The 23,863-nt window shown below is 67.1% G+C and carries 19 protein-coding genes and 1 pseudogene; 9 read left to right on the top strand and 11 right to left on the bottom strand.

The genetic code is table 11. From position 1 onward, the window contains the following. Window positions 1-368 precede the first annotated feature (368 nt). The 4 genes from U9977_RS10700 (at window position 369) to U9977_RS10685 (ending at window position 3,615) form a co-directional block, all read left to right on the top strand. On the top strand, window positions 369-749 hold the full coding sequence (locus tag U9977_RS10700) for a hypothetical protein (protein WP_322749068.1): 381 nt from the start codon (window positions 369-371) through the stop codon (window positions 747-749). A gap of 336 nt (window positions 750-1,085) precedes the next feature. After that, entirely contained in the window at window positions 1,086-2,231 is a 1,146-nt protein-coding gene (locus tag U9977_RS10695; RefSeq protein WP_322749067.1) for a Hint domain-containing protein, read from the top strand. 14 nt (window positions 2,232-2,245) lie between these two features. Further along, window positions 2,246-2,731, top strand: coding sequence for a hypothetical protein (locus U9977_RS10690; RefSeq protein WP_322749066.1), 486 nt, complete (start codon window positions 2,246-2,248; stop codon window positions 2,729-2,731). A 422-nt stretch (window positions 2,732-3,153) separates the two neighbouring features. Beyond that, complete coding sequence (locus U9977_RS10685; protein WP_322749065.1) at window positions 3,154-3,615, top strand: deaminase; 462 nt, start codon at window positions 3,154-3,156, stop codon at window positions 3,613-3,615. Window positions 3,616-3,633: 18 nt separating this feature from the next. Here the strand turns inward: U9977_RS10685 and U9977_RS10680 are convergent, their stop codons facing one another. Continuing rightward, complete coding sequence (locus U9977_RS10680) at window positions 3,634-5,472, bottom strand: NAD+ synthase (RefSeq protein ID WP_322749064.1); 1,839 nt, start codon at window positions 5,470-5,472, stop codon at window positions 3,634-3,636. A gap of 169 nt (window positions 5,473-5,641) precedes the next feature. On the opposite strand from U9977_RS10680, the gene glnA (U9977_RS10675) reads away from it, so the two are divergent. Together glnA (U9977_RS10675) and U9977_RS10670 are read left to right on the top strand one after the other, a co-directional pair. After that, complete coding sequence (gene glnA / locus U9977_RS10675; protein ID WP_322749063.1) at window positions 5,642-7,000, top strand: type I glutamate--ammonia ligase; 1,359 nt, start codon at window positions 5,642-5,644, stop codon at window positions 6,998-7,000. 114 nt (window positions 7,001-7,114) lie between these two features. Continuing rightward, the gene (locus U9977_RS10670) at window positions 7,115-10,234 is read left to right on the top strand and encodes a bifunctional [glutamine synthetase] adenylyltransferase/[glutamine synthetase]-adenylyl-L-tyrosine phosphorylase (protein ID WP_322749075.1); all 3,120 of its coding nucleotides are present in this window, start codon (window positions 7,115-7,117) and stop codon (window positions 10,232-10,234) included. Window positions 10,235-10,318: 84 nt separating this feature from the next. On the opposite strand, the gene glnII is transcribed toward U9977_RS10670, so the two are convergent. Both glnII and glnA (U9977_RS10660) read right to left on the bottom strand, forming a co-directional pair. Further along, window positions 10,319-11,380, bottom strand: a complete 1,062-nt coding sequence (glnII, locus tag U9977_RS10665) for a glutamine synthetase GlnII (protein ID WP_322749062.1) — start codon at window positions 11,378-11,380, stop codon at window positions 10,319-10,321. A 407-nt stretch (window positions 11,381-11,787) separates the two neighbouring features. Beyond that, entirely contained in the window at window positions 11,788-13,212 is a 1,425-nt protein-coding gene (gene glnA, locus U9977_RS10660) for a type I glutamate--ammonia ligase (RefSeq protein ID WP_322749061.1), read from the bottom strand. A 182-nt stretch (window positions 13,213-13,394) separates the two neighbouring features. Here glnA (U9977_RS10660) and U9977_RS10655 point away from each other — a divergent pair, with 182 nt between their 5' ends. Further along, on the top strand, window positions 13,395-13,859 hold the full coding sequence (locus tag U9977_RS10655) for an RDD family protein (protein ID WP_322749060.1): 465 nt from the start codon (window positions 13,395-13,397) through the stop codon (window positions 13,857-13,859). Between the two features lie 8 nt (window positions 13,860-13,867). Here the strand turns inward: U9977_RS10655 and U9977_RS10650 are convergent, their stop codons facing one another. Next, window positions 13,868-14,671: a DUF4191 domain-containing protein gene (locus U9977_RS10650; RefSeq protein ID WP_322749059.1), complete on the bottom strand. Its 804-nt coding sequence runs from the start codon at window positions 14,669-14,671 to the stop codon at window positions 13,868-13,870. Window positions 14,672-14,728: 57 nt separating this feature from the next. Here U9977_RS10650 and U9977_RS10645 point away from each other — a divergent pair, with 57 nt between their 5' ends. Further along, window positions 14,729-14,965, top strand: a complete 237-nt coding sequence (locus U9977_RS10645; RefSeq protein WP_322749058.1) for a hypothetical protein — start codon at window positions 14,729-14,731, stop codon at window positions 14,963-14,965. 172 nt (window positions 14,966-15,137) lie between these two features. Here the strand turns inward: U9977_RS10645 and lipA are convergent, their stop codons facing one another. From lipA to U9977_RS10630, 3 genes are all read right to left on the bottom strand, one after another. Then, window positions 15,138-16,076: a lipoyl synthase gene (lipA, locus tag U9977_RS10640; protein ID WP_322749057.1), complete on the bottom strand. Its 939-nt coding sequence runs from the start codon at window positions 16,074-16,076 to the stop codon at window positions 15,138-15,140. Beyond that, window positions 16,073-16,777, bottom strand: a complete 705-nt coding sequence (gene lipB, locus U9977_RS10635) for a lipoyl(octanoyl) transferase LipB (protein WP_416210548.1) — start codon at window positions 16,775-16,777, stop codon at window positions 16,073-16,075. Before lipB ends, lipA begins: the two co-directional genes overlap by 4 nt. Before the next feature lie 86 nt (window positions 16,778-16,863). Further along, on the bottom strand, window positions 16,864-17,589 hold the full coding sequence (locus U9977_RS10630; protein ID WP_322749055.1) for a peptidase E: 726 nt from the start codon (window positions 17,587-17,589) through the stop codon (window positions 16,864-16,866). Between the two features lie 198 nt (window positions 17,590-17,787). On the opposite strand from U9977_RS10630, the gene U9977_RS10625 reads away from it, so the two are divergent. Beyond that, window positions 17,788-19,311 carry a protein kinase domain-containing protein gene (locus U9977_RS10625; RefSeq protein WP_322749054.1) on the top strand — a complete coding sequence of 508 codons (1,524 nt, stop codon included), beginning with the start codon at window positions 17,788-17,790 and terminating at the stop codon, window positions 19,309-19,311. A 37-nt stretch (window positions 19,312-19,348) separates the two neighbouring features. Here the strand turns inward: U9977_RS10625 and U9977_RS10620 are convergent, their stop codons facing one another. The 4 genes and pseudogenes from U9977_RS10620 to U9977_RS10605 all read right to left on the bottom strand — a co-directional run. Further along, complete coding sequence (locus tag U9977_RS10620; protein ID WP_322749053.1) at window positions 19,349-20,260, bottom strand: TIGR01777 family oxidoreductase; 912 nt, start codon at window positions 20,258-20,260, stop codon at window positions 19,349-19,351. A gap of 85 nt (window positions 20,261-20,345) precedes the next feature. Then, window positions 20,346-21,803, bottom strand: coding sequence for a 2-oxoglutarate dehydrogenase, E2 component, dihydrolipoamide succinyltransferase (sucB, locus tag U9977_RS10615; protein WP_322749052.1), 1,458 nt, complete (start codon window positions 21,801-21,803; stop codon window positions 20,346-20,348). A 135-nt stretch (window positions 21,804-21,938) separates the two neighbouring features. Then, entirely contained in the window at window positions 21,939-23,321 is a 1,383-nt protein-coding gene (gene lpdA / locus U9977_RS10610; protein ID WP_322749051.1) for a dihydrolipoyl dehydrogenase, read from the bottom strand. Window positions 23,322-23,455: 134 nt separating this feature from the next. Then, a pseudogene (locus U9977_RS10605) lies at window positions 23,456-23,863 on the bottom strand (leucyl aminopeptidase); the annotation flags it as partial.

Here is a 23,863-nt window from a genome sequence, read left to right as displayed (position 1 = left end):
GATTTCTTTCTTCTGCCGGTTCTCCGCTCGCCACAATACGATCCGGGCTCGCGTCGCCACTGCCGCCGGCGCATCCTGGCTGTTCACCAATGCCTGTAGTTCTGCCCGCGCATCCGTTGTCAGTTCCATTCACTCATTAAACACCACAGTCAGCATTTTGTAAAGTCAGTGGAATCACGAGACACTAGCGGCGGTTATAGGAGATATGATCACCCTGATGGAAGCGTGCTGTGGATTAGGCCGAATCGAGAGGTGCAAAGGATTGGGCCCAAGATCGATCCCGGTCCAAACCAAAAAAACTACAGTCAGAGGTACGGGCCGGACGGACAGGTAACGACTGATCATTCGACTGGAGAGACGGTGATTCGATGACAGGCTTCTCTCAACTTCTCGAGATTGCGCCTCGGTGCACGGGATACGTTATAGATCGACTTTCTTTTTCTCGAGTGGATGATCTCGAAGCTCTCGATATCGGGCTTCGTTGGGGGCCGCAAAAGCCTGACATTATCATTGCATTCCGAGATGTATACTATTTTTCGATAGGGAGGCTTCCTGGTCCCGGTGCTGAGCCCTTGGATCAGGTGATCGCAACGGTGCTGGAGCCCAAGGATGGGCCTTGGCCTGATGGTGTCAGCTTTGATCTCGTGCGCTCGGTCTCGTTTCCGTCATTGGTGTGGCTTCGGGCTGAGGGGCCAGTGCAGCTTAGCGTGATCGCTGCAATCGCGACGGTGCACCTTGAAATCTCTTGATTCGTGGGCATTCATGGCGTAGCTCTGAATGATCAGGTGGTTGAAGTGGGGAGCCAGGGGTTGCTGGGGAACGCGACGCCGTGGTTGCGCGCCGAGGTCAGGTAAGACCGACTGGGACAGTACCGGCCGACGGTCTGCTGGGTATGCCAGTACCTCGACACGGCCTGATGCCGTTTCGGTCTTTGCCGGCCGCCGCTGGCGTTGTCCGTCTATTCAATTACGAGCGTCTTGGTGAACGGCCAGAGCTGGTCGGCATAGGCAGCCAGCCAGTGAGCGAGGGCGCGTACCCGGGGACCATCACCGTCCAGTCGCAGTGGCCGTTGGTGTGGCTCCTCGATGGCCACCAACAGTGTGGCGGCGTCTGGTCAGCACAGGTCGTGGTTGGACCGTGGGCTGATTGGTCGGCTCAAGCAGGACGTGGTGCAGGTGGTGGAGCCGGTCGCGAATGTGGCGAGTTATCTGCTCCAGAATCCTCGGGATGCCGCCAACCTCGGGGTTGATCTTGCTGGTGTGGCGGTGGGTGTCGGGCTGACGCTGCTGGGTGTTGGTATGGATACGGGTGGGGTGTTGCTGCTCGCGACGGGTGTGGGTGCGCCGGCGGGGGTGGCGGTGATTGCCGAGGGTACGGCGGTGGCGACTGTGGGGGGTCTTGCTGCTGCCGGTTATGCCGAAAAGTACAAGAATGATTTTTCTGATGTGCGGGATGGGGTGCGGGAGAGTAGCGCCAAGTCGTGTGAGCTGAACAGTTTCGACGGGGCGACCGAGGTCCTGATGGCTGATGGCAGCCGGAAACCGATCCGGGATGTGCGGGTGGGGGATCGGGTGCGGGCCACGGATCCGGCGACCGGTCGGACCGAGGATCACACGGTGACGGCTGTGATCGTGGGGGAGGGTGACAAGACTCTGGTTGCTGTCACCGTCCGGACCGGCGAGGGGCAGCGGGTCATCACCGCTACGGATCATCATCCGTTCTGGGACCAGGCCGCGCACGACTGGGTCGCTGCGATCGATCTTCATCCGGGTGAGGTGCTGCGTACTCCAGACGGTGGGCTTGTCCCGGTGGTGGGCACTCGAACCTTCCACCGGGTGCAGCGGGTCTTCAACCTGACGGTGGAGGGTCTCCATACGTATTATGTGGAGGCTGGTGCCACCCCCGTCCTCGTCCACAATGCGCCTCCAGTGGGGTGCGGGCTCACATCGCCTGCGGATGCTCCAGTCGTTAACAGTAAGACCGTTGGCTACGGACCGAACCGGTCGTGGCGTATCGACGTAGAGAATCAGAACCCCGGGACTCCATCAGCTGGCATTCACTTGCAGCTGATGGGTCGTGGTGCCACGAAAGCCGATAAATACTACCTTAATCCATCGACGGGTGAATGGATCAGTAAATCTGGAAAGATGTTGTCGGAGGGTACTATTAAGCAGATTCCGCAGAATTATATTGATAAAGCATACCAATATCTTGGGATCGTACGGCCATGATGGTGAACTCGAAAATGCGGGAGCTAATCGCATCGGTGGATGGCTCGATTCTTGCGCAGGAGCTTCCGTCCGAGTTGTGTGAGATTTGTGATGAAGGATGGAGTGTCAGCCCCTGCGGTTCGTATGTACTTGCAGCTCTTTATGACCCGTCGCTTGAGTCAATCGCTGAATCTGAAGGTTTGCCGTATCTTGAGCTCGAAGTAAACGATGTCAAAATCCCGGATCTCGACTTGCTTAATGATCTGTCAAGCTATTTGCCGAGAGTCGCCTCTCGGGGATTGTCTTTTGCTGTGACCGCTTTAGGGAAAGCTCGGAAATCTGGCTTAGCGGATTCGCTGGTTGCTGTCGTCAGTACCGGGGTGGGTGACGATTATCTGACCCATGGTACGACCGTAAAATTTTATACACGAAGAGATAATTACCCGGACTGGTTTGATGATCTGGAGCGATTCGCGATCGAGGCCATGGCGTTGATAGAAGGGGTAGAATGTGGTAGCTAAAGAATCGTGGGTCTTAAGCGGTCGATGCGTCGCTACGACTGTTTGAACCCGCCCGGTAATTGTTCAGCTGATTCCTTCTGCGGCTAGATCAAGAGACCTTACTGGATTTTGGCTGTCCTGGCGTGTTAATGAGTTGTTGGCCGTCGATCAATCTGCTCGGCCGGTGGAGGGTCCCAGCTGGCTTCGCCGGGTGGGTTCTGGATCTGGCTACGATCTTGTGATCGGGCCTGGCCCTTGGTACCCGCGATGGCTGGTGGACGCCGCGAACCACCGACGTCCGGTTGGTGGTCGACGACCCTGTCCTGAAGAATGACAGGACGGCTACCGTTGCGATGGTCCGGTACGTCCCCGCGCCGCCTACCGGTCATCGGGTGCACCGCTGCGACGGGCGTCGAACCCGTCAGGGGAAGGACGAGCAGTCCATGAACCTCAATGCCCAGTTCGACGACCATCGGTGGATGACGCGTGCCATCGAGCTCGCCCATCGCTGCCCACCCGCGACCGGTGCCTACTCCGTGGGAGCTGTCATCGTCGAGGAGAACGGCGAGGAGATCTCCTGCGGATTCTCCCGGGAGGTCGACGATGCGGTGCATGCCGAGGAGTCCGCGCTTGCGAAGATCTCCCCGGCCGATTCCCGGCTCGCCACCGCGACGATCTACAGCACGCTTGAGCCCTGTTCCCAACGCACGTCCCGGCCGCGTACCTGTACCCAGCTCATCCTGGCGGCGAAGATCCCCCGAGTGGTCATCGCCTGGCGGGAACCCAGTTTGTTCGTCGCTGACTGCCAGGGCCACGAACTGCTCACCGCGGCCGGCGTCACCGTGGTGGAAATGCCCGCATTCGGCGAGCTGGCCCGTGCCGTGAACGCCCACCTGGCGGTGTGACCGCTTCGCCGGCGTTGATTATCCACTTGGGTGCTCCCGCCAGTGGGAGGTGATCGGCAGCCTGCGGTCGCGACCGAACGCCTTCGAGGTCACCTTCGGCCCCGGCGGGTTCTGCCGGCGCTTGTACTCGGCCAGGTCCACCAGTCGGATCACCCGCTCCACAGTCTCGGGGCTGTGACCCGCCGTGATCAGTTCGGTCCGGCCCTGGTCGCGCTCGACGTAGTCGTCGAGGACGGCGTCCAGGGTGGTGTAGTCCGGCAGCCGGTCCGAGTCGAGTTGGCCGGGAGCGAGCTCGGCGGACGGGGGCTTGACGATGATCTCTTCCGGGATGGGTGGGGTTTCCCCCCGGCGGTCGGCGTGCGCGTTGCGCCAGCGCGCGAGCTCCCAGACCAGGGTCTTGGGCACATCCTTGATCGGGGCGAAGCCACCCGCGCTGTCGCCGTAGAGGGTGGAGAATCCGGTCGCGAGCTCGCTTTTGTTGCCGGTGGTCAGAACCAGATGGCCATGGGCGTTCGACAGGGCCATCAGCAGCGTGCCGCGGACCCGGGCCTGGAGGTTCTCCGCGGCCAGGCCGGCGAGTCCGCCGGCGGTGGCCAGCGCGTCGTGAAAGGCGTCCACCACCGGCTGGATCGGGGTCACGGTGTGGGTGACACCGGTCCGCCGGGCAAGGTCAGCCGCGTCGTCCACCGATCCGGTCGACGAGTGCACCGATGGCATGGCGACGGTGTGCACCCGGTCGGCGCCGAGGGCGTCCACAGCGATCGTGGCGACCAGCGCCGAGTCGATGCCGCCGGACAGGCCGAGCACGACCGAGGTGAACCCGTTCTTGCCGACGTAGTCCCGGGTACCGGTGACCAGCGCGTGGTACAGCTCGGCGGCGGAGTCCAGCCGTTGCGCCACGGCCGGCGCCTGCGCGTCGAACGCCACGACGGGTTCGCCCGTCAGCATCAGGCGGGTCACCGTCATCGCGGTGCCGTCGCCCGCGTCCACCGCTGTCCCGGTACCGACCGCTGTCCCGGTACCGACCGCCGTCCCCGCCACGACGGTCGGACCCGCGGATGCAGCGGTTCGGGCTGCCGGTAGGTCCAGGTCGACGGTCAGCAGCGTCTCGGTGAACTGTTCGGCGCGGGCCAGGAGCCGGCCGGCCGCGTCGACCACGAGTGAGCCGCCGTCGAAGACGAGCTCGTCCTGGCCGCCAACCAGGTTGACGTACGCGAGCGCGGCGCCCGCCTCGCGTGCTCGCCGGGCTGCCAGCTCGTCCCGTTGGAACGCCTTCCCGCGCTCGTAGGGCGACCCGTTGATGCACACCAGCAGGCCCACCTCGGCGGCGCGTGCGACCGCGACCGGTCCACCGTCCTGCCAGAGGTCCTCGCAGATGGTGAGCGCGACATCCACGCCGTGCAGGCGGACAACCGGGAAGTCGTGGCCGGGGACGAAATAGCGGAACTCGTCGAACACGCCGTAGTTCGGCAGATGGTGTTTGGCGTAGCGGGCCACGACCTCGCCGCGCCACAGCACCGCGGCCCCGTTCTGCGGCTCGCCCGCGGGACGACCCAGCCGCGGCGCGGGCGTGCGGGAGGTATCGAGGTATCCGACGATCACGGCCAGCTCCCCGGTACCCTCGTCGGCCAGGCGCCGGGCAAGGTGATCGACGGCCGTGCGGGACGCCTGTGCGAACGAACGGCGCAGGACGAGATCCTCCGCGGGGTATCCGGTGAGGGTCATCTCGGGGAACGCCACCAGGTGAGCGCCGCGGTGTGCAGCGCGCTTCGCCCATCCGCTGACCAGGTCCGCATTGGCTTCAAGATCTCCTACTACGGTGTTGACCTGGGCAAGCGCGACACGCAACTGGGCCATGGGTGGAGCTTAGGGCGTGGTCCGCACCTGCCTGGTCGTAACGTCTGGTTACGAGTTTGGTTGCGGAAGCACTACGTTGCAGCGTGTCGGCCGGCGGGTAGCTATGGTCGGCCGTAGCACACCTCGCCCGCCCGCGACGGCGAGCCCGACCCTCAGCGCGGAGGCGATCATGGATAAGCAGCAGGAATTCGTCCTGCGTACGATGGAGGAACGAGACATCCGGTTTGTCCGGCTGTGGTTCACCGACGTGCTCGGGGTGCTGAAGTCCGTCGAGATCGCGCCGGCGGAGCTTGAGGGGGCGTTGGCCGAGGGCATCGGCTTTGACGGTTCCTCGATCGAGGGTTTCGCCCGGGTGCACGAGGCAGACATGCTCGCCAGACCTGATCCGTCAACATTCCAGGTCCTGCCCTGGCGTGGTGACAGCCCGGTCACCGCCCGGATGTTCTGCAACCTCGTCATGCCCGACGGCATGCCGTCCCCGGCGGATTCACGCTGGGTCCTGCGTCGTACGCTGGCCAATGCCGCGGACGCCGGTTTCACCTTCTACACCCATCCTGAAATAGAGTTCTTCCTGCTGCGGCAACCGCCGACGCGGGGTGCCCCGGTACCGCCGCCGGTCGACGAATCCGGGTACTTCGACCTCACCCCGAACGATGTCAGCCATGAATTCCGACAGCAGGTCATCGGGGTTCTGGAACGCTTGGGGATATCGGTCGAGTTCAGTCACCACGAGGTTGCGCCCGGACAGCAGGAAATCGACCTGCGGTATGCGGACGCGCTCACCATCGCCGACAACATCATGACTTTTCGCCAGGTGGTGAAGGAGGTCGCTCTCCGCCAGGGCGTTTACGCGACCTTCATGCCGAAGCCCTACAGCGATCAGGCCGGGTCCGGTATGCACACCCATCTCAGTCTTTTCGAAGGCGATCGGAACGCGTTCCACGACCCGACCGACGCCTACCACCTCTCCAAGGTCGCGCAGGCGTTCATTGCCGGTCTCCTCGTCCACGCCGCCGAGATCACCGCGGTCACCAACCAGTGGGTGAACTCCTACAAGCGGATCGTCGGCGACCAGCGTGCCGGTGAGGTGCTGGAGGCACCCGCCTATGTCTGCTGGGGGCACAACAACCGGTCCGCACTCGTCCGGGTGCCGTTGTACAAGCCGAACAAGCCGAACACGACCCGCATCGAGTTTCGCTCGCCGGACAGCGCATGCAACCCCTACCTCGCCTTCGCGCTGATTCTTGCGGCCGGTCTGCGCGGCATTCAGGAGGGTTACGAGCTCCCGCCGCCGGCGGCCGACGACGTGTGGACGCTCAGCGAGTCGCAGCGCCACGAGCGGGGCATCACGGCACTGCCCGGTTCGCTGGCGGAGGCGATCGTCATCATGGAGCGATCCGCACTGGTTCGCGAGACGCTCGGCGACGACCTTTTCGATTTCTTCCTGCGGAACAAACGTGCCGAATGGGCCGAGTACCGCCGCCAGGTCACGCCTTTCGAGATTGACCGGTATCTGCCGATACTGTGAGCAATCGGCATGATGGCCAGGGGTATTTTCAGGAGGATGGGATACGTGCGCGGGACCGATGAGTCCGGGTTCATCCATCCGCGGGGTAGCTCCGTACAGGCACAGCTGGCCCGGATGGGTTTCAGCAACGTCGACAGGTCGGCCGCCGGCCTGGCGCGGCTCGGGCTGCTCACCGGAACCGACGGGCTCACCGGAACCGACGGGCTCACCGGAACCGACGGGCTCGCCGGTGACGGGGTCGGGCTGCCGTCCGGCTCCGTCGATCCCCCAGGTGCCGACCTCTCCGGTAACGCCGTCCTGGTGGAGCTTTCGCGGGCCGCCGATCCCGACCTCGCGCTCGCGGCGATCGAACGGATCGTGGACAGGGCGCCGCCCGAGGTCGGCGCTGAGTTGCTTACCGTGCTGGCCCGGCAGCCAGGACTGCGCCGCCGGCTCGTCGCGGTGCTCGGCGTCAGTGCCGCCCTCGGCGATCACCTGGTCCGCCATCCCACCGACTGGCGGGTGATCGCTGATGAGGGTGTGATGCGGGCCGCACCGGAGCACCGCGTCACCCGTGAGCGCTTGCTGCGCGCTGTCGGGGCGGATCCGGACGCGACCTGGCCGCGAGCGGCCGGTGACGGCACCGATGTTCTCAACGCGCTGCGCGTGGCCTATCGCCGGGCGCTGTTCGTCCTCGCAGCCCGTGATCTTACCGGTGCGGTGCCCTTCGACGATGCCACCGCGGAGCTTGCCGACCTCGCGGGAGCCGCTCTTGACGCCGCCCTCGCCGTGGCCCGGTCGGCGCTGTGGCCGGCGGCTGCCCCGGTTCAGCTGGCTGTTGTCGGTATGGGCAAGTGTGGCGGTCGGGAACTGAACTATGTCAGCGACGTCGATGTCCTGTTCGTGGCGGAGCCGGGACAACGTGCCGACAATACCGACAATACTGAGGGTATCCGCGGCGACGAGGTTGGCGGGTTGGAGGCGGCGACCCGTCTCGCGGAGGGGATAGTCCGTGCCTGCGGGGCGGTCACCGGCGAAGGGGCGTTGTTCCAGGTCGACGTGGGACTGCGGCCTGAAGGCCGGGACGGCCCACTTGTCCGTACCCTGGCCAGCCACGACGCCTACTACCGGCGATGGGCGAGAACCTGGGAGTTTCAGGCTCTGCTCAAGGCGCGCCCGGTCGCGGGCGACCGTGACGTGGGGGAGCGGTTCTGCGCCGCGGTCGGACCGCTGGTCTGGTCGGCGGCGTCGCGGCCGGGGTTCGTCAGTGATGTCCAGACGATGCGGCGGCGGGTGGAGCGGTCGTTGCCGCCCGGGGACGCCGACCGTAACCTCAAACTCGGCCCGGGCGGACTGCGCGACGTCGAGTTCGCCGTCCAGCTGCTCCAGCTTGTCCACGGCCGGACCGACCCGAAGCTGCGGACGGCCTCGACCCTGTCCGCACTGGACGCGCTCGCCCGCGGTGGCTATGTCGCCCGCCGGGACGCGGCCGGTCTGGCCGACGCGTACCGCTTCCTGCGGGGTACCGAGCACCGCCTGCAGCTGCAACGGCTCCGCCGGGTACACACCCTGCCCCGCGACCCTGGCGAACTGCGCAGGCTCGCCCGGTCTCTGGGTCTCACCTCCGCCGCGGAGATCGTGGCCGAGCATGCCCGGGTCGCCCGGTTCGTGCGGCGGCTCCACGAGCGGCTCTTCTACCAGCCGTTGCTGGAGGCGGTGGCGCGGTTGTCCGTCGAGGAGGTTCGCCTGACCCCGGCGGAGGCTCGGGACCGGCTTGCCGCGCTGGGCTTCGCCGACACCGCACGTGCGCTGCGCCACATCGAAGCGCTGACCAACGGTGTCAGTCGGACCGCCACCATCCAACGCCGTCTGCTCCCGGCGATGCTGCACTGGTTCGCCGATGCGGCCGACCCCGACGCCGGCCTGCTCGCCTATCGTCAGGTCAGCGAGGCGCTGGGACGTACTCCCTGGTACCTGCGGTTGCTGCGGGACGAGAGCGGCGCGGCCGAACGGTTGTGCCGCGTGTTGGCCACGAGTCGCTACGTTGCGGACCTGATGCAGCGTGCGCCGGAGTCGGTGCGGCTGTTGCGGACCATCGACGATCTGCGTCCCCGCACCCGGGAGCAGCTGGTCCAGGCGATGATCGCGATCGCTCGCCGCAATCCTTGCGGGGAACAGGCGGTCGGGCGGGCACGGGCGGTGCGTCGGGTTGAGCTCATCCGCGTCGCCTGCGGCGACCTGCTCGGACTGCTGGACGTCGCCGCGGTGGGCCGGGCCCTGTCCGACGCTGCAGCCGCGACGATCGAGGCAGCCCTGTACGTGGCGGAACGTCGCTTCGAGCAGGAGACCGGTCGGCCGCTGCCGGTGCGGATCGCGGTGATGGCGATGGGTCGTCTTGGCGGGGCGGAGCTGTCCTACGGCAGCGACGCGGATGTCGTGTTCGTCCACGAGCCGATCGACGACCCGGTAACCGACCCGGTAACCGACGCGGCCGACGCGGCCGGGGCGGTCGTGGCCGAACTGCGCCGACTGCTCGCGGTGCCCGCCGGTGACCCGCCGTTGATCCTCGACGCGCAGCTCCGCCCGGAAGGCCGTGCGGGTCCGATGACCCGCACGCCGGCTAGCTATGCCGCCTACTTTCGCCGGTGGTCAGCGGGTTGGGAGACCCAGGCGCTGTTGCGGGCGCGGCCGGTTGCCGGTGACGCGGAGCTGGGTGACCGGTTCCGTGCCTGGGTTGATGAGATCCGCTATCCGCCATTCCTGCCACCCGATGCCGTGGCCGAGGTCGTCAGGCTACGCGGCAGAATGGAGACCGAGCGCATCCCACGGGGTGTCGACCGTTCCCTGCACCTCAAACTCGGGCCTGGTGGTCTCACCGACGTCGAGTGGGTGGTGCAGGTGCTGCAGCTGCGTCACGCCCAGGCACTACCGGTGCTGCGCACGACGTCAACGCTTGCAGGCCTTCGGGCCGCCGCGGCCACCGGCCTGCTCGACCCGGCGCAGGCGGCGATCTTGTCGGACGCGTGGACCATGGCATCCCGGCTCCGTAACGCGATCACACTGACCCGGGGGCGTCCCGGCGACGTGCTGCCACATGCACCGCGGGCGCTGGCCCAGGTCGCGAGGGCGGTCGGCTATCCGGCGGAGCAGGCCGAGGCGCTGCTCGGCGACTACCGGCGGATGGCTGCGGGTGCACGTGCGGTGGCTGAGACGCTCTTCGCCCGCGAAGGGGCGGGCGGGTCGTCCACCGGATAGCGGGCTTTCCCCGTGCAACGCCTTCGGCGTGGCACGGGGTCCCGCGATCCGCGATCATGGTACAGATCAGGACGGTGACACAGATCAGGCCGTGACCGTGGTCTCGGCCGTGTCCTTCTGGCCTGGGATGGCCAGGGTCGGCCTCGCGCCGGCCAGAGCACTGCAGCAGGTGTCGACGATCAGGCCGGTGACCAGGTACGGGTCCATGTTGGCGTTGGGACGACGGTCCTCGATCCAGCCCTTCTTGGCCTTTTCCACCGCCCATGGGATGCGGACCGACGCGCCGCGGTCGGAGGCACCCCAGGAGAAGGTGTCGTACGGCGCGGTCTCGTGCTGACCGGTCAGGCGCTTCTCGATCCCGTCGCCGTAGTTCTTGACGTGCTCCAGCACCCGGGTACCAAGTGCCTCACATACAGTGACGATGGCGTCCCAGCTCTCCATCGTGGCCTTGGTGGAGAAATTGGTGTGTGCGCCGGCGCCGTTCCAGTCGCCGGGGATGGGCTTCGCCGCGAACGAGACGGTGACGTCGAAGTCCTCGGCCACCCGGTGGAGCAACCAGCGGCCGACCCAGATCTGGTCGCCGATGGCGGGGGGCGGAAGTACCCCGATCTGGAACTCCCACTGGGCCATCATGACCTCGGCGTTGGTGCCCTCGATTGCCAGGCCCGCGTCGAGGCATGCCTGCGTGTGCTTCTCGACGATGGCACGACCGACCATCTTCTCGCCGCCGACACCGCAGTAGTAGGGACCCTGCGGGGCCGGAAAGCCCACCTCCGGCCAGCCGAGCGGCCGGCCGTTCTGGAAAAAGGTGTACTCCTGCTCGATTCCGAACATGGGGGCCTGGTCGGCGTACCTCTCGGCTGCCTGCCGGCAGAAGGCACGGGTGTTGGTCGGGTGCGGGGTGAAGTCGGTCAGCGCGACCTCGCACAACACCAGGACATTGGCCCCACCGCGAAGGGGGTCCGGGCAGGTGAACACCGGCTGCAGGACGCAGTCCGAGTTGAATCCAGGTGCCTGGTTGGTGCTCGAGCCGTCGAAGCCCCAGATGTCGGGTTCCCTGCCGTCGGCAACGATGCGGGTTTTGCTCCGCATCAGGGGTTCCGGCTTGGTGCCGTCGATCCAGATGTACTCGGCCTGGTAACTCACTCATACTCCCCGTGGTTGGAGTGGCACATAGCGGAGTGTCTCATCGCGTGCCTGTGGATTGCTCGACCCCGGTCGCGGGTGACACGAGGGTCCGTCCGGATCTTCGTCGTGTCCAGTTTCCCCACAGTTCCACCACGGTAAATTTTCGGTCAATCACGCGTTGCCGGACAGTTCAGTTTTCGGGTCTTCCGCACGTGCTTCCCGGAATCCGGGAACAAAGTCCTCCACACCGTCGGGCTATGCGGTCCTTCAGCCGGGAACGGTGTCCCATGCGCACGACAGCGCCCGGCCCGCGGCCTTTCCGCGAACCGGGCGCCGATCGACGTGCCGCTGTTCCCCGCTATCGCCGGTCGGATGTCCCTGGTTCGGATGTCCGCCGGCCGATGTCCGTGGCCAGATGTCTGGCGTCAGATGTCGTAATAGAGCTGGAACTCGTAGGGGTGGGGGCGCAGGCGGATGGCGTCAACCTCGTTGACGCGTTTGTAGTCGATCCATGTCTCGATCAGATCGGGCGTGAACACGTTGCCCTCGGTCAGGAAGTCGTGGTCGGCTTCGAGGGCGTCGAGTACCTTCTCCAGTGATCCCGGCACCTGCGGCACCGCGGCCAGTTCGTCGGGCGGGAGATCGTAGAGGTCCTTGTCGATCGGGTCCGGCGGTTCGATCCTGTTGCGAATGCCGTCCAGACCGGCCATCAGCATGGCGGCGAAGGCCAGGTAGGGGTTGCAGCTCGGGTCGGGCACGCGGAACTCGATCCGCTTCGCCTTGGGCGAGACACCGCTGAGCGGGATGCGACAGCACGCCGACCGGTTGCGCGCCGAGTAGACGAGGTTGACCGGCGCCTCGTAGCCCGGCACCAGGCGCCGGTAGGAATTCGTGGTGGGGTTGGTGAACGCCAGTAGTGCCGGCGCGTGGTGCAGCAGCCCACCGATGTAGTGCCGGGCCAGCTCGGACAGGCCGCCGTAGCCGTTTTCGCTGTAGAAGAGAGGTTCGTCACCCTGCCAGAGGCTCTGGTGGACGTGCATGCCCGAGCCGTTGTCCTGGAACAGCGGCTTCGGCATGAACGTCACGGTCTTGCCGCGGGACAGCGCGACGTTGCGGATGATGTACTTGTAGAGCATCAGGTTGTCGGCGGTCCGCAGGAGCGTGCTGTACCGGATGTCGATCTCGGCCTGCCCGGCGGTCCCCACCTCGTGATGCTGCATCTCGACGGTGATACCGGCGCGGAACAGCGCCCGCACCATCTCCGAGCGCAGATCGGTGAAATGGTCGGTCGGGGGTACCGGGAAGTAGCCACCCTTGAACCTGGGCTTGTAGCCGAGATTCCCGCCTTCTTCCTTGCGGGCAGTGTTCCAGGCTGCCTCGACGGAGTCGACGGCGTGCATGGAACCGTACGGGTTGTAGTCGTAACGAACGTCGTCGAAGATGTAGAACTCGGCCTCCGGGCCGAAGTAGGCGGTGTCCGCGAAACCCGTCCCGCGCAGGTAGGCTTCGGCCTTTTTCGCCGTGTTGCGCGGGTCGCGGGAGTATTCCTCCTTCGTGATCGGGTCATGGATGAAGAAGGTCATCGCGAGCGTCTTGTGTTCGCGGAACGGATCGACGAAGGCCGTACTCGGGTCGGGTAGGAGCAGCATGTCCGACTCGTGGATCGCCTGGAAGCCACGTATCGAGGACCCGTCGAACATCAGACCTTCGGTGAACACGGACTCGGCGAAGACCTCGGTCGGGATCGTAAAGTGCTGCATAATTCCAGGAAGGTCACAGAAGCGGACGTCGACGAACTCAACGCCCTCGTCCGCGATGTAGCGAAGTACGTCTTCGGCGTTTGTGAACATCCACCCTCCAGGGAAGCTTCATGGCTGTGTGGATAGGAAGGATACGCCATGACCCGATGCGGACCGTAACCCCATATGGTTCCGTCAGCATGATGAAGGCGTTTCGTGGCAGTAACATGGCCCTGATTTGTTACTCTCAGTGATTGAAAGCCCGGGGTGTCCGCGGGGCATACGCTTGCGCCGTGGGACGCGCTCTCGGAACCTGGCTGGAAGGTCCGCAACTACCCCGGGACACACCCCCCGGTGTACGGCTCGGCCTACCGGGGGAAGGCCCTGGTGCCGTGGTGGGTTTCGGCCACCGGCTGGCTGCGTTCGCGGTGGACGCCGTCGTGGCCAACCTGCTGGTGGGCGTACCGGTGCTCTTCGGGGTCCGCTACTCGGTCGATGCCCGCGGGCTCGCCGTCTACCTTGCGTTTCTGCTGGAGGAGTTCGTCCTGATCGCGGCGAACGGGCAGACCATCGGGATGCGCGTGGTCGGCGCCCGCGTCATTCGGGTGAGCGACCACGGCCGGCCGCGATGGTGGTGGGCAGCCGTCCGTACCGTGCTTCTCGGCCTGCTCGTCCCGGCCTTCATCTGGGACCGCGACCTGCGCGGCACCCACGATCGTGCTGCCGGCACCGTGATCGTTCGCGAGCCCGCACGATAGTCAGAAAATTACCGGATCTTCCCGCCGCGGGGGATATTGCGGGGGATCGGCCCCTTGGGGATGGGCAGGACCGGTGCGGTCACCGCCCGCAACCGTCGCTCGATGGGGTCGACCTCGCCCCGTCGTAGGGTACGGGGCAGCCGCATGAGGGTTCCCTGCAGCTTGGGTAGTGGCGTCTCGCCAGGCCCGGTGCCGATCACAATATCGTGGACGGGGGCCTCGCCGATCACCTTGCGGATGCGTCGCACCTCGTTTCCGAGAAGCTCCCGTTGTCCGCGTCCCCGTCCCTCAGCAATGATCACGACACCGGCTCGACAGACCACGCGGTGTACCACGTCCTGGTGGCGGTTGATCGCGACAGCAGGCGTGAGTCGCCAGTCGCCACGCATGCGTTCGACGATTCCGGCTGCCGCGCCGGGCTGGCCCTCCATTTCGGCATAGGCCGTCCGCTGCACACGTCGGCTGAAGATGTTCATGGCGCTGACAAGGCCCACCATGATCCCGATGGGCAGCCACATCCACAGCGGTCCGACCAGCACGCCGAGCAGCGTCGCAAGGACAATGGGTACAACAAGACCGACAAGCGACCACCAGAGCGCGCGGGGATCACGTTCTCGGGTGAGCCGGTACACCGTCCTGATCTGTGCGAGGCGACTCGGCTTGGCCGCGCCGTCGCCGGCGTCCGCCTGTCGCTTGCGCCCCGTCGGTGCTGTCTTCGTCGGTGCTGTCTTCGCCGTACCGGCCTTCGCCGTACCGGCCTTCGTCGTACCGGTGCTCGGCGAGTCACTGCCGGACCTGTTCCTGCGTGCCATGACCGCGAGCCTACGACCCCGCGCGGACGATGCCCCTACCGTGGTCTTCGCCATGCGATGATCGGCGGTTTCGTGATTGCCTGTTTCGTGATCGATTGGTCAGCGCTCGGCGGCGACCGCGAGCCGACCCCCGGTCTGTGGTGGGATGCGGCCGACCGTCAACGGGGCCTCGGCGTGCTGGTCGACCCCCACATGAAGATCGACAGCGGCACGCCATGCGTTGCGGCGCGCGGTTCGCTGGCCGCCGTGTGGCAGCAGCAGGAGGGTGAGTTCTTCAATCGCGGTCAGAAGTGACCTCAACACGACCACACAGACCTCCCGGACCGGTCGTAGGCATTGTCAATCATGGTCTCGACCTTCATCCACGTGTTGCGGACGAGTGACTTTCCGGTGAGCCTAGTTCCGCCGGGACGTGTGCACCATCGCAGTGGCTACTCTGGGTAATAATTGTGTCGGCCGGGTGCGCTCAGCGCCCGACGATGGCGCGCTGCTCGACAGCTTGCCGGTACATCCGGCCCGCGCGGTAGGACGACCGGACCAGCGGACCCGACAGCACCCCGGCAAACCCCATCCGCTCGGCCTCGTCCCGCAGCTCGGCGAACTCCTCGGGGCGCACCCAGCGCTGCACCGGGTGATGACGTGGGCTGGGCCGTAGGTACTGCGTGATCGTCAGCAGCTCGCAGCCCGCGTCGAGCAGGTCCGCCATGGTCGCGAGGATTTCGGCGGGTTCCTCGCCGAGCCCGAGGATCAGGTTGGACTTGGTCACCAGGCCGGCCGCGCGGGCGGCCCGCAGAACGTCCAGCGACCGGTCGTAACCGAACCCCGGCCGGATCCGGCGGAACACCCGCGGCACCGTCTCGATGTTGTGCGCGAGTACCTCGGGAGTCGCCCCGAACACCTCGGCGAGCTGCTCGGCCCGGGCGTGGAAGTCGGGGATCAGCAGTTCGACGCCGACGTCGCCGCACCGTGCGTGGATCTCGCGGACCGTCTGGGCGTACAGCCAGGCCCCGCCGTCGGGTAGGTCATCGCGTGCGACCCCGGTCACGGTCGCGTAGCGCAGCCCCATGACATGGACGGAGTCGGCGACCCGGCGCGGTTCGTCGGGGTCGACCGTCGCCGGTCGCCCCGAATCGATCTGGCAGAAATCACAACGCCGGGTACACACGTCCCCGCCGATGAGGAAGGTCGCCTCCCGGTCCTCCCAGCACTCGTAGATGTTCGGGCACCCGGCCTCCTCACACACCGTGTGCAGGCCCTTGTCGCGGACGAGCCCCAGGACCTCGGAGTACTGTGGACCGGTCCGCAGCCGGGTCCGGATCCACGGCGGCTTGGGCTCGATCGGCGTGGCCGCGTTGCGCAGCTCGAGGCGCAGCAACTTCCGGCCCTCGGGTGTCACCGCGGTCACCCTGACATCTCCGTCTCTCGCACTGCCTCGGTCCCCCGAACCGGCTTGTGGGGTCCGGATGTCGACACCGGTAGGGTCCGTGGCACCGTGGTGCGTGTCGTGAAGGCGCTCAGCACGTCGACCATGTGGTCTTCCACGACAGGCAGGGCCTCGGGGAGGGTCACGGTCCGTGCGAGCTCTCGGCTCAGGCTGGTCACTGCGGCGTCGGTGATCCCACAGGGGACGATGCGGGTGAAGGCGGTCAGATCCGGGCAGCAGTTGAGGGCGAAGCCGTGGTAGGCGACCCGGCGCCGGACCCGGACGCCGATCGCCGCGATCTTGCGCTCACCGTCGGTGGTCCACACGCCGGTGCGCCCGGCCACCCGTGTGGTCGCCAAGCCGAGGTCGGCGCAGGCGGCGATCAACCCGGCCTCCAGCGTGCGGACGTAGGCCACCAGGTCCAGTGGTTCGGGCAGGCGCACGACCGGGTAGCCCACGAGCTGGCCCGGCCCGTGCCAGGTGATCTTCCCGCCCCGGTCGACGTCCACCACCGGGGTGCCGTCGACGGGGCGCTCCCATGGCTGGGTGCGGCGACCGGCAGTGTAGACGCCGGGGTGTTCCAGGAGGATCAGCGTGTCGTCCACTTCGGCGGCGATCCGCCGGTCGGCCAGGCAACGCTGGAGCCGCCAGGCATCGTCATAGGGAACCAGTCCCAGCCGCATGACCTCCACAAAAGTGAGGCTACGCCAACCTGCGGAATCCTCCCAGAGACGATGGGGAAGACAGCGCCGGCGTCACACTGCCGGTGTCACACCGCCGGCAGGCGCCGGGGGATCTCCCGTGTCTCCCGCACCCCCGTGGTCGGGTCCTGTTCGACCCGCCACGCGAAGGCCTCGGCCCGGTCCGCGACCGCCTCGACCAGTTCGGTGCCGCGAAAGTGCAGGCCGACACCATCGTCGGTGGCCCAACCGGGCGGCAGCGAGCCCGCGGCGACCAGCTTCTGGTACAGCGGACGTCGGCCGGCCTCGGAGTCGTAGTGCGGGGTGTTGCTGAACGGCAGCAGCGCGAGCCCGTCGGTGACCGGTCGCAGGTCCGGACCGAACGAGTCGGTTGTACCTCCGACGTGCCAGCACAGCGACCCCGCGGACACGCCGCCTAGGACCACTCCGGCCGTCCAGGCTTCCCGCATGATCGTATCGAGTCCGTGTGTCCGCCACACCGCGAGCAGATTCGCGACGCTGCCACCGCCCACCCAGATCACATCCTGATCCAGCAGGTGTGCCCGGACGTCGGCCACGGTAGGCATGGGGAACAGGGCGAGATGGGACGCGCGCAGGTCCGGCAGGTCACGCGCCAGTGCCGCGTAGTAACGCGCGTAGCTTGTCGGGTCGTCGCCGCTGGCGGTTGCCAACAGACAGAGCTTGGGACGCGCGGGGTTCCCGGCCAGGCGCAGCGCGTGGTGGATGATCGGGCCGACCCGTGCGCCCCACCGCCCGTCCGGCATGAAGCCGGCGCTGGTCGCCAGGATGTTCATGGTACCTCCTATGTTTCGGTACGGTATCTCCGCCGGGCCACGCTGAATTGCTCTGTGTCGCGGTCGTTCCGTGGCGTGGCGCGGCCAACCTATCCGGACCAACTGTTCGCACGAGTTATCCACAGGTTTCCGGTGAGGGCTGCACAGAACGGCCTTTTCGGCCTACCGTCACTGCTTGTGACAGCAATGGACGATTCCATGGGTTCTCGCGGCTACCATGGGATTCCGGGTACTCCGGCCGTCCGCGGGGTGGTGCTGCGGGCCCGAGTTCGAGGCGGCGGTGCCGGGGAGGTCTGGGCCGGCCGTGTGGTGGCCACGGGGGCCGAGTGCGTGGTCCGCCGCGTCCGACTGCCACCGGACGCGGCGGCCAGGGATGCCGCGATGCGAGCGGCGCAGGTCCTGCTCGGGCTTTCCCATCCCCACCTCCTCCCGGTCATCGACGTGGTTGCCACCGCCGAGGGCCTCGCGGTTGTCGCCGAGCCTGTTGCCGGGGCGATCAGCCTGGGTCACCTGTTGGAGACGCGGGATCGCCTCGACCCCGGTGAGGTCGTCACGGTCGGGCTGCCGGTGGCCCAGGCATTGGCCGCGGCGCATGCCGCCGGCGTCGTCCACGGACAACTCGATCCTGATGATGTCCTGTTGGAGCCCAACGGCCGACCGGTACTCGCCGGCGTCGGTGTTGCGGGTCTGGCGGGTGCGTCCGCGACGCCCGCGGTGGATGTCAGTGATCTCGCGAGCCTGTTGTTGGCGGCGATGCCGCAGGCGACCGGTCCGGACGCGGCGGCGGTTGCCGTGGCGGTCGCGCCGGCCCTGGTCGATGATCCTGTCCGCAGGCCAACCGCGGAGGATCTGGTCGCGGCGTTGGCGCACAGCGCCACCCCGCTGCCGGTTCGTTTCGTCAACAACGCCGTCACCCCACTGCCGCTGCCGCCACTGCCCCCACCGCCACTGCCCCCACCGCCACCCGGAGTCGATGACGCCCACGCCGAGCCCGCCGAGCGCGGCCCGCGGCCAGGGCCGGCCGCCCGCACGACGCCGCGTCCGATCCGGGCGCCGCGCACCACCCACGGCGCCGCCGGTGCGTCCACCCCACCTGCGTCCACCCCGCGCGCTGTGACTACTCGTACGTACGCCCCGCGTACGTCCACCCTGGGTGGTCCCGCCGCCGGTGGTGAGCCGGCAGCCGTCTTCGCCGGCCCACGGCGGATCTGGGCCGTCGTGGCCGTGCTCGCCGTGATCGTGGTGCTGACAGTCAGTGGCCTGCTGGTCCTCGTCCGGTCCGGTCCGCAGCGCGCGCGCCCGCTCGACGCCTCCCCTGCCGCGCGGGTGTCGCCCGAGCAGGTCTGGCGGGACGTCATCGTGGGTCTGGACAATGCCCGCAACCAGGCGTTCGAGCAGGCTGATGAGGCGGGCATCGCCGGTGTGGACGCTCCCGGTAGTACCGCATACGCGCGGGACGTGGCCCTGATCCGGCAGATAGGGGCGCTCGGTGGACACGCCGTCGGTCTGCATCAGGAGATTCTCGACCTTGTCATTCGAGAGACCGGCAGTGAGAAGTCCGTACTGCGGATCACCTATCGGCGTCTGCCGTACACCTATGTCGACAAAGCAGGGACGGTGCTGGCGCGACAGCCCGGCCACGACCGGTTGCAGTCCGACGTCACCCTGGTCAGAACCGAACAGGGATGGCGCGTTGCGACCCAGGTCGACGCCGTCGCCTGAACGCTCGGGATCCGCTCATCATGGATGTCATCACCGATCACCGATCACCGTCGGCATTGGCGATGACCGCGTGCAGAGCGGTGTGGATGTCGGGTTGGGAGAACGCGAAACCAGCTTCGGTGAGTACCTGAGGGATAACTCGTTGGGAGACGAGCACGCCCTCGTCCGCGAAGTCGCCCAGCACGACCCGCAACGCGACAGCGGGTACCGGCAGGATCGCCGGGCGGCGCAGCGTAGAGCTGAGCGCGCGGGTGAATGCCGCGTTGGTGACCGGCTCGGGACTGGTCAGGTTCACCGGGCCGTGAACGGCGTCAGCGGTGAGCAGAAAGCCGATCGCCGCGATCTCGTCGGCCAGGGTGAGCCAGCTCAGCCATTGGCGGCCTGATCCGAGCCTGCCGGCGACACCGAGCCGGAACAGCGGGAGCTGCCTGGCGAGGGCTCCGCCGCGGGCGGCCAGCACGACACCTGAGCGCAGGTGGCACACCCGCACGCCGGCCTGCTCGGCGGCCGCGGTGGCGGCCTCCCACGCGGCCGTGACCTCGGCGAGGAAGCCTGTTCCGGGGGGCGCGGATTCGTCGACTACGCGATCATCGGTGTCGCCGTACCAGCCGACCGCGCTGGCTGAGAGCAGGACCCGTGGCGGCCCGTCAAGACCGGCGAGAGCATCCGCGAGCAGCGTTGTGCCGGCGACCCGGCTGTCGAGGATCTGTCGCTTATAGCTGTCGGTCCAACGATGGTCACCGACCCCGACGCCGGCAAGGTGGACGACGGCGTCGAGGCCGGTCAACGCCGCCGGATCGAGCATGCCGGCGCCGGGATCCCAGGGGATCTCGAAGTTGCCCCTGGGCGGCCGGCGGACCAGGACGCGAACGGTGTGCCCGTCACGGCGCAGCGCCGGGACGAGCGCGGAGCCGATCAGACCGGTGGCGCCGGTGACAGCGATGTTCATTGACCGGATCCTTGCGTGTTCGTGGTGGGTCGGCGAGCCGACCCACCACGACGGAACACCAACGCCGGACCGGGCAGGTGGCGGCCTACCGGCCCAGTTCGGCCTCGAAGGCGCCTTCTTCCAGGCGGCTGCGGACGCTGGTGAGGAAGCGAGCCGCATCGGCACCGTCGACGATCCGGTGGTCGTAGGTGAGCGCGAGATACACCTTCGACCGCACCGCGATGATCTCGCCCAGCTCGGGGTCGTCCACGACCGCGGGCCGTTTGACCACGGAACCGGTGCCGAGGATGCCGACCTGGGGCTGGTTGATGATCGGTGTGTCGAACAGGGCACCGCGGCTGCCGGTGTTGGTCAGCGTGAAGGTGCCACCACCCAGCTCGTCCGGTGACACACGATTGTCTCTGGTCCGGGTCGCCAGGTCGTCTATCTTGCGTGCCATGCCCGTGAGGTTGAGATCCCCGGCGTGGTGGATGACCGGGACGAGCAGTCCCCGGGCGGTGTCCACCGCGATGCCCAGGTGCTCGGTGTCGTAGTAGGTGACGGTCCCCTGCTCGACGTTGACACTTGCGTTGAGATTCGGATGTTCCCGCAGCGCTTCGCAGGCGGCGACCGCGAAGAACGGCAGGAACGACAGCTTCACGCCTTCTCGCGCCTCGAACGCGGCCTTCGTGCGATCCCGCAGGCGCGCGATGCGGGTGACGTCGGCCTCGACGACTGTGGTGAGTTGGGCGCTGACCTGCAGGGACTCGACCATCCGCTGGGCGATGACCGATCGCAGCCGCGACATCTTCTCCGTGCGACCGCGCAGCGAAACCGGCACGGGCGTCACCGGTGCTGGTGCTGGTGCCACAGCCGGTGCTGGTGCCACAGCCGGTGCCGCAGCCACAGCCGGTGTCAGTGCTGGTGCCACAGCCGCGGCCATGGGTGCCGCAGCCGTGTCCGCGGCCGTCGGCGTGCGCGCGGCGTCGATGACGTCCTGCTTGCGAATGCGGCCGCCGATGCCCGTGCCCGTCACCGCGGACAGGTCCACATCGTGCTCGGCCGCGAGCCGTCGGACCAGCGGGGTGACATAGGCACCGAGCGATCCGCTGCCGTTGGACGGAGTTTCGGAGCCCGCGTCCGGCGCGAACTCCTGGGCCGGCAGGGCCGCCGGCGGCGTCTGGGCCGCGACCGGCGGGGGAGCTGCCGCAGGTGCCGGTGCCGGTGCCAGCGGGGGTGCCGGAGCCGGCGGGGGCGGTGGCGTCGGCGCGACGGCCGCGGCAGGTGTTGTGGGTGGAGCCTGGGGCGCGGCCTGCCCCGCCGTTGCACCCTCGTCGATGACGGCGAGTTCGACACCGACCTCGACCGTCTCGTCCTCGGCGACCCGGATGGCGCTGATCACTCCGGAGGCGGGCGCTGGGATCTCGGTGTCGACCTTGTCCGTACTGACCTCGAGGAGCGGCTCGTCGGCCTCGACGCGCTCGCCTTCTTTTTTCAGCCAGCGGGTGACGGTGCCCTCGGACACGCTCTCACCCAGACGGGGCATCGTGACGGACACAGACATGGGGTACGACTCCTTCGTGGCGTCCGGCCGTCCGTGGGCGACGGGGAGTGGCCGCGAACGCTGTGGGTCTGTCAGTAACTGATCGACTCAAGGCGACACGATCACGTTTGTCCTGCGCCGCCAGACATTGTGGTTCTAATTGTGGGAGTGCAGCGGCTTGCCGGCGAGGGCGAGGTGTGCTTCGCCGATGGCCTCCGACAGGGTCGGATGCGGGTGGATGAGCTGGGCGACATCGGCGGCGGTGGCCTCCCAGTTCGTGATCAGCTGGGCTTCGGCTATCAGCTCGCCGACCCGGTCGCCGACGATGTGGATGCCCACCACCGGCCCGTCGGGCAGGGCGACCAGCGTGACGGCACCGGTGGTCTGGAGGATCTGCGCCTTGCCGTTGCCGGCCAGATCGTAGGTGTGGGTCACGATCTCTCCGTACAGCTCCGCGGCCCGAGTCGAGGTCAGCCCCACCGATGCCACCTCGGGATGGGAGTAGGTGACCCGCGGAACGTTGTCGTAGTCGACATGCGCCGGGTTCAATCCGGCGAGGTGCTCGGCGAGGAAGATGCCCTCGGCGAATCCGACGTGGGCGAGCTGGAGCCCCGGTCGCAGGTCGCCGAGCGCGGAGACGGTCGGTAGGTTCGTCCGCAGCTCGTGGTCGACCAGGACGAAGCCGCGATCCATCGCGATGCCGACCTCGTCATAACCGAGCCCTTCGGAGACCGGACCGCGCCCGACCGCGACGAGCAGCACTTCGGCCTCGATGGTCGTTCCGTCCTCCAGCGACACCGTGACACCTGCGTCGGTGCTCTTCACACCGGCGAACCGGGCACCCAGGTGCTGTTTGATACCGCGGCGGCGGAACGCCCGCTCCAGCAGCTTGGAGCTGGACTCCTCCTCCAGCGGCACCAGATGGGGCAGTGCCTCGACGATCGTGACCTCGGCACCGAAGGAACGCCACACCGAGGCGAACTCACAGCCGATCGCGCCGGCACCGAGAACCACGGCGGATGCCGGCACGTGGTCGAGCTCCAAGGCGTCGTCACTGGTGATCACCTGGCGGTGGTCGATCTCCAAGCCGGGCAGCGACTTCGACTGCGACCCGGTCGCGAGCACCACATGGCGGCCGGAGATGACCCGGTCGCCCACGGCAACGGCGGTGGGCGACACCAGCCGTCCGTGACCCTCGATGACCTCGATGCCGCGGCCCTTCACCAGGCCGGCGAGGCCCCGGTAGAGCTTGCTGACCACCGAGTCCTTGTAAGCGTTGACCTTCGTGATATCGATTCCGTCGAAGGTCGATCGGATCCCGTAATTCTCGCTCTCGCGGACATTATCCGCGATCTCCGCCGAGTGCAACAGGGCCTTGGTCGGAATGCACCCGCGATGCAGGCAGGTTCCGCCCAACTTGCCCTTTTCGATCAGAGCGACGTCCAGACCGAGCTCGGCGGAGCGCAGGGCCGCAGCGTAACCGCCGCTACCGCCACCGAGGATGACAAGGTCTACGGGACCGGCCGCAGAGTCCACCACGCCAGGCGTCCCTTCTCGTTGACTGGATGGGATGCGTTCAGTCTTTCATGCCGCAGGACGGATGTATCGCAGGTCCCGGCAACTGTGGTCCATGACGCCGGGTATTTTTCTGTGCCACTTCCGCTCGTTGCCCGCTACTCGCCGGTAATCTGTTTGTCAGGCTCGGAGCGGGGCGCCGACTCCCCGGCGATGTTCTCGGCCAGCTGGAGCAAGGTTCGGACGATCACACCGGTGCCGCCCTTCGGGGTGTGACCGTAGGGTTCGCCCGCGTTCCAGGCGGGCCCGGCTATGTCGATGTGCGCCCACGGAATGTGATCAGGTACGAAGGCGCTCAGGAAGTGCGCGGCCACCAGCATGCCGCCATCGCGGCTGCCGCCGCCGCCGACGTTGGCGAGGTCTGCGACGGCCGAGTCGAGCACCTTGCGCAGCTCTGGTGGCAGTGGCATCGGCCACACCGCCTCGCCGGTCTCGCCGGCCGCGGCGACGACCTGTTCGACCGCGTCGTCACGGCCCATGACCGCGCTGGTGCGCTGGCCCAGAGC

This window comes from Protofrankia sp. Cas8 (assembly GCF_963555845.1).
Classification (GTDB): Bacteria; Actinomycetota; Actinomycetes; order Frankiales; family Frankiaceae; genus Protofrankia.
Note: the sequence above shows the minus strand (reverse complement) of the source record. Positions and strands in the feature narration are given on the sequence as shown.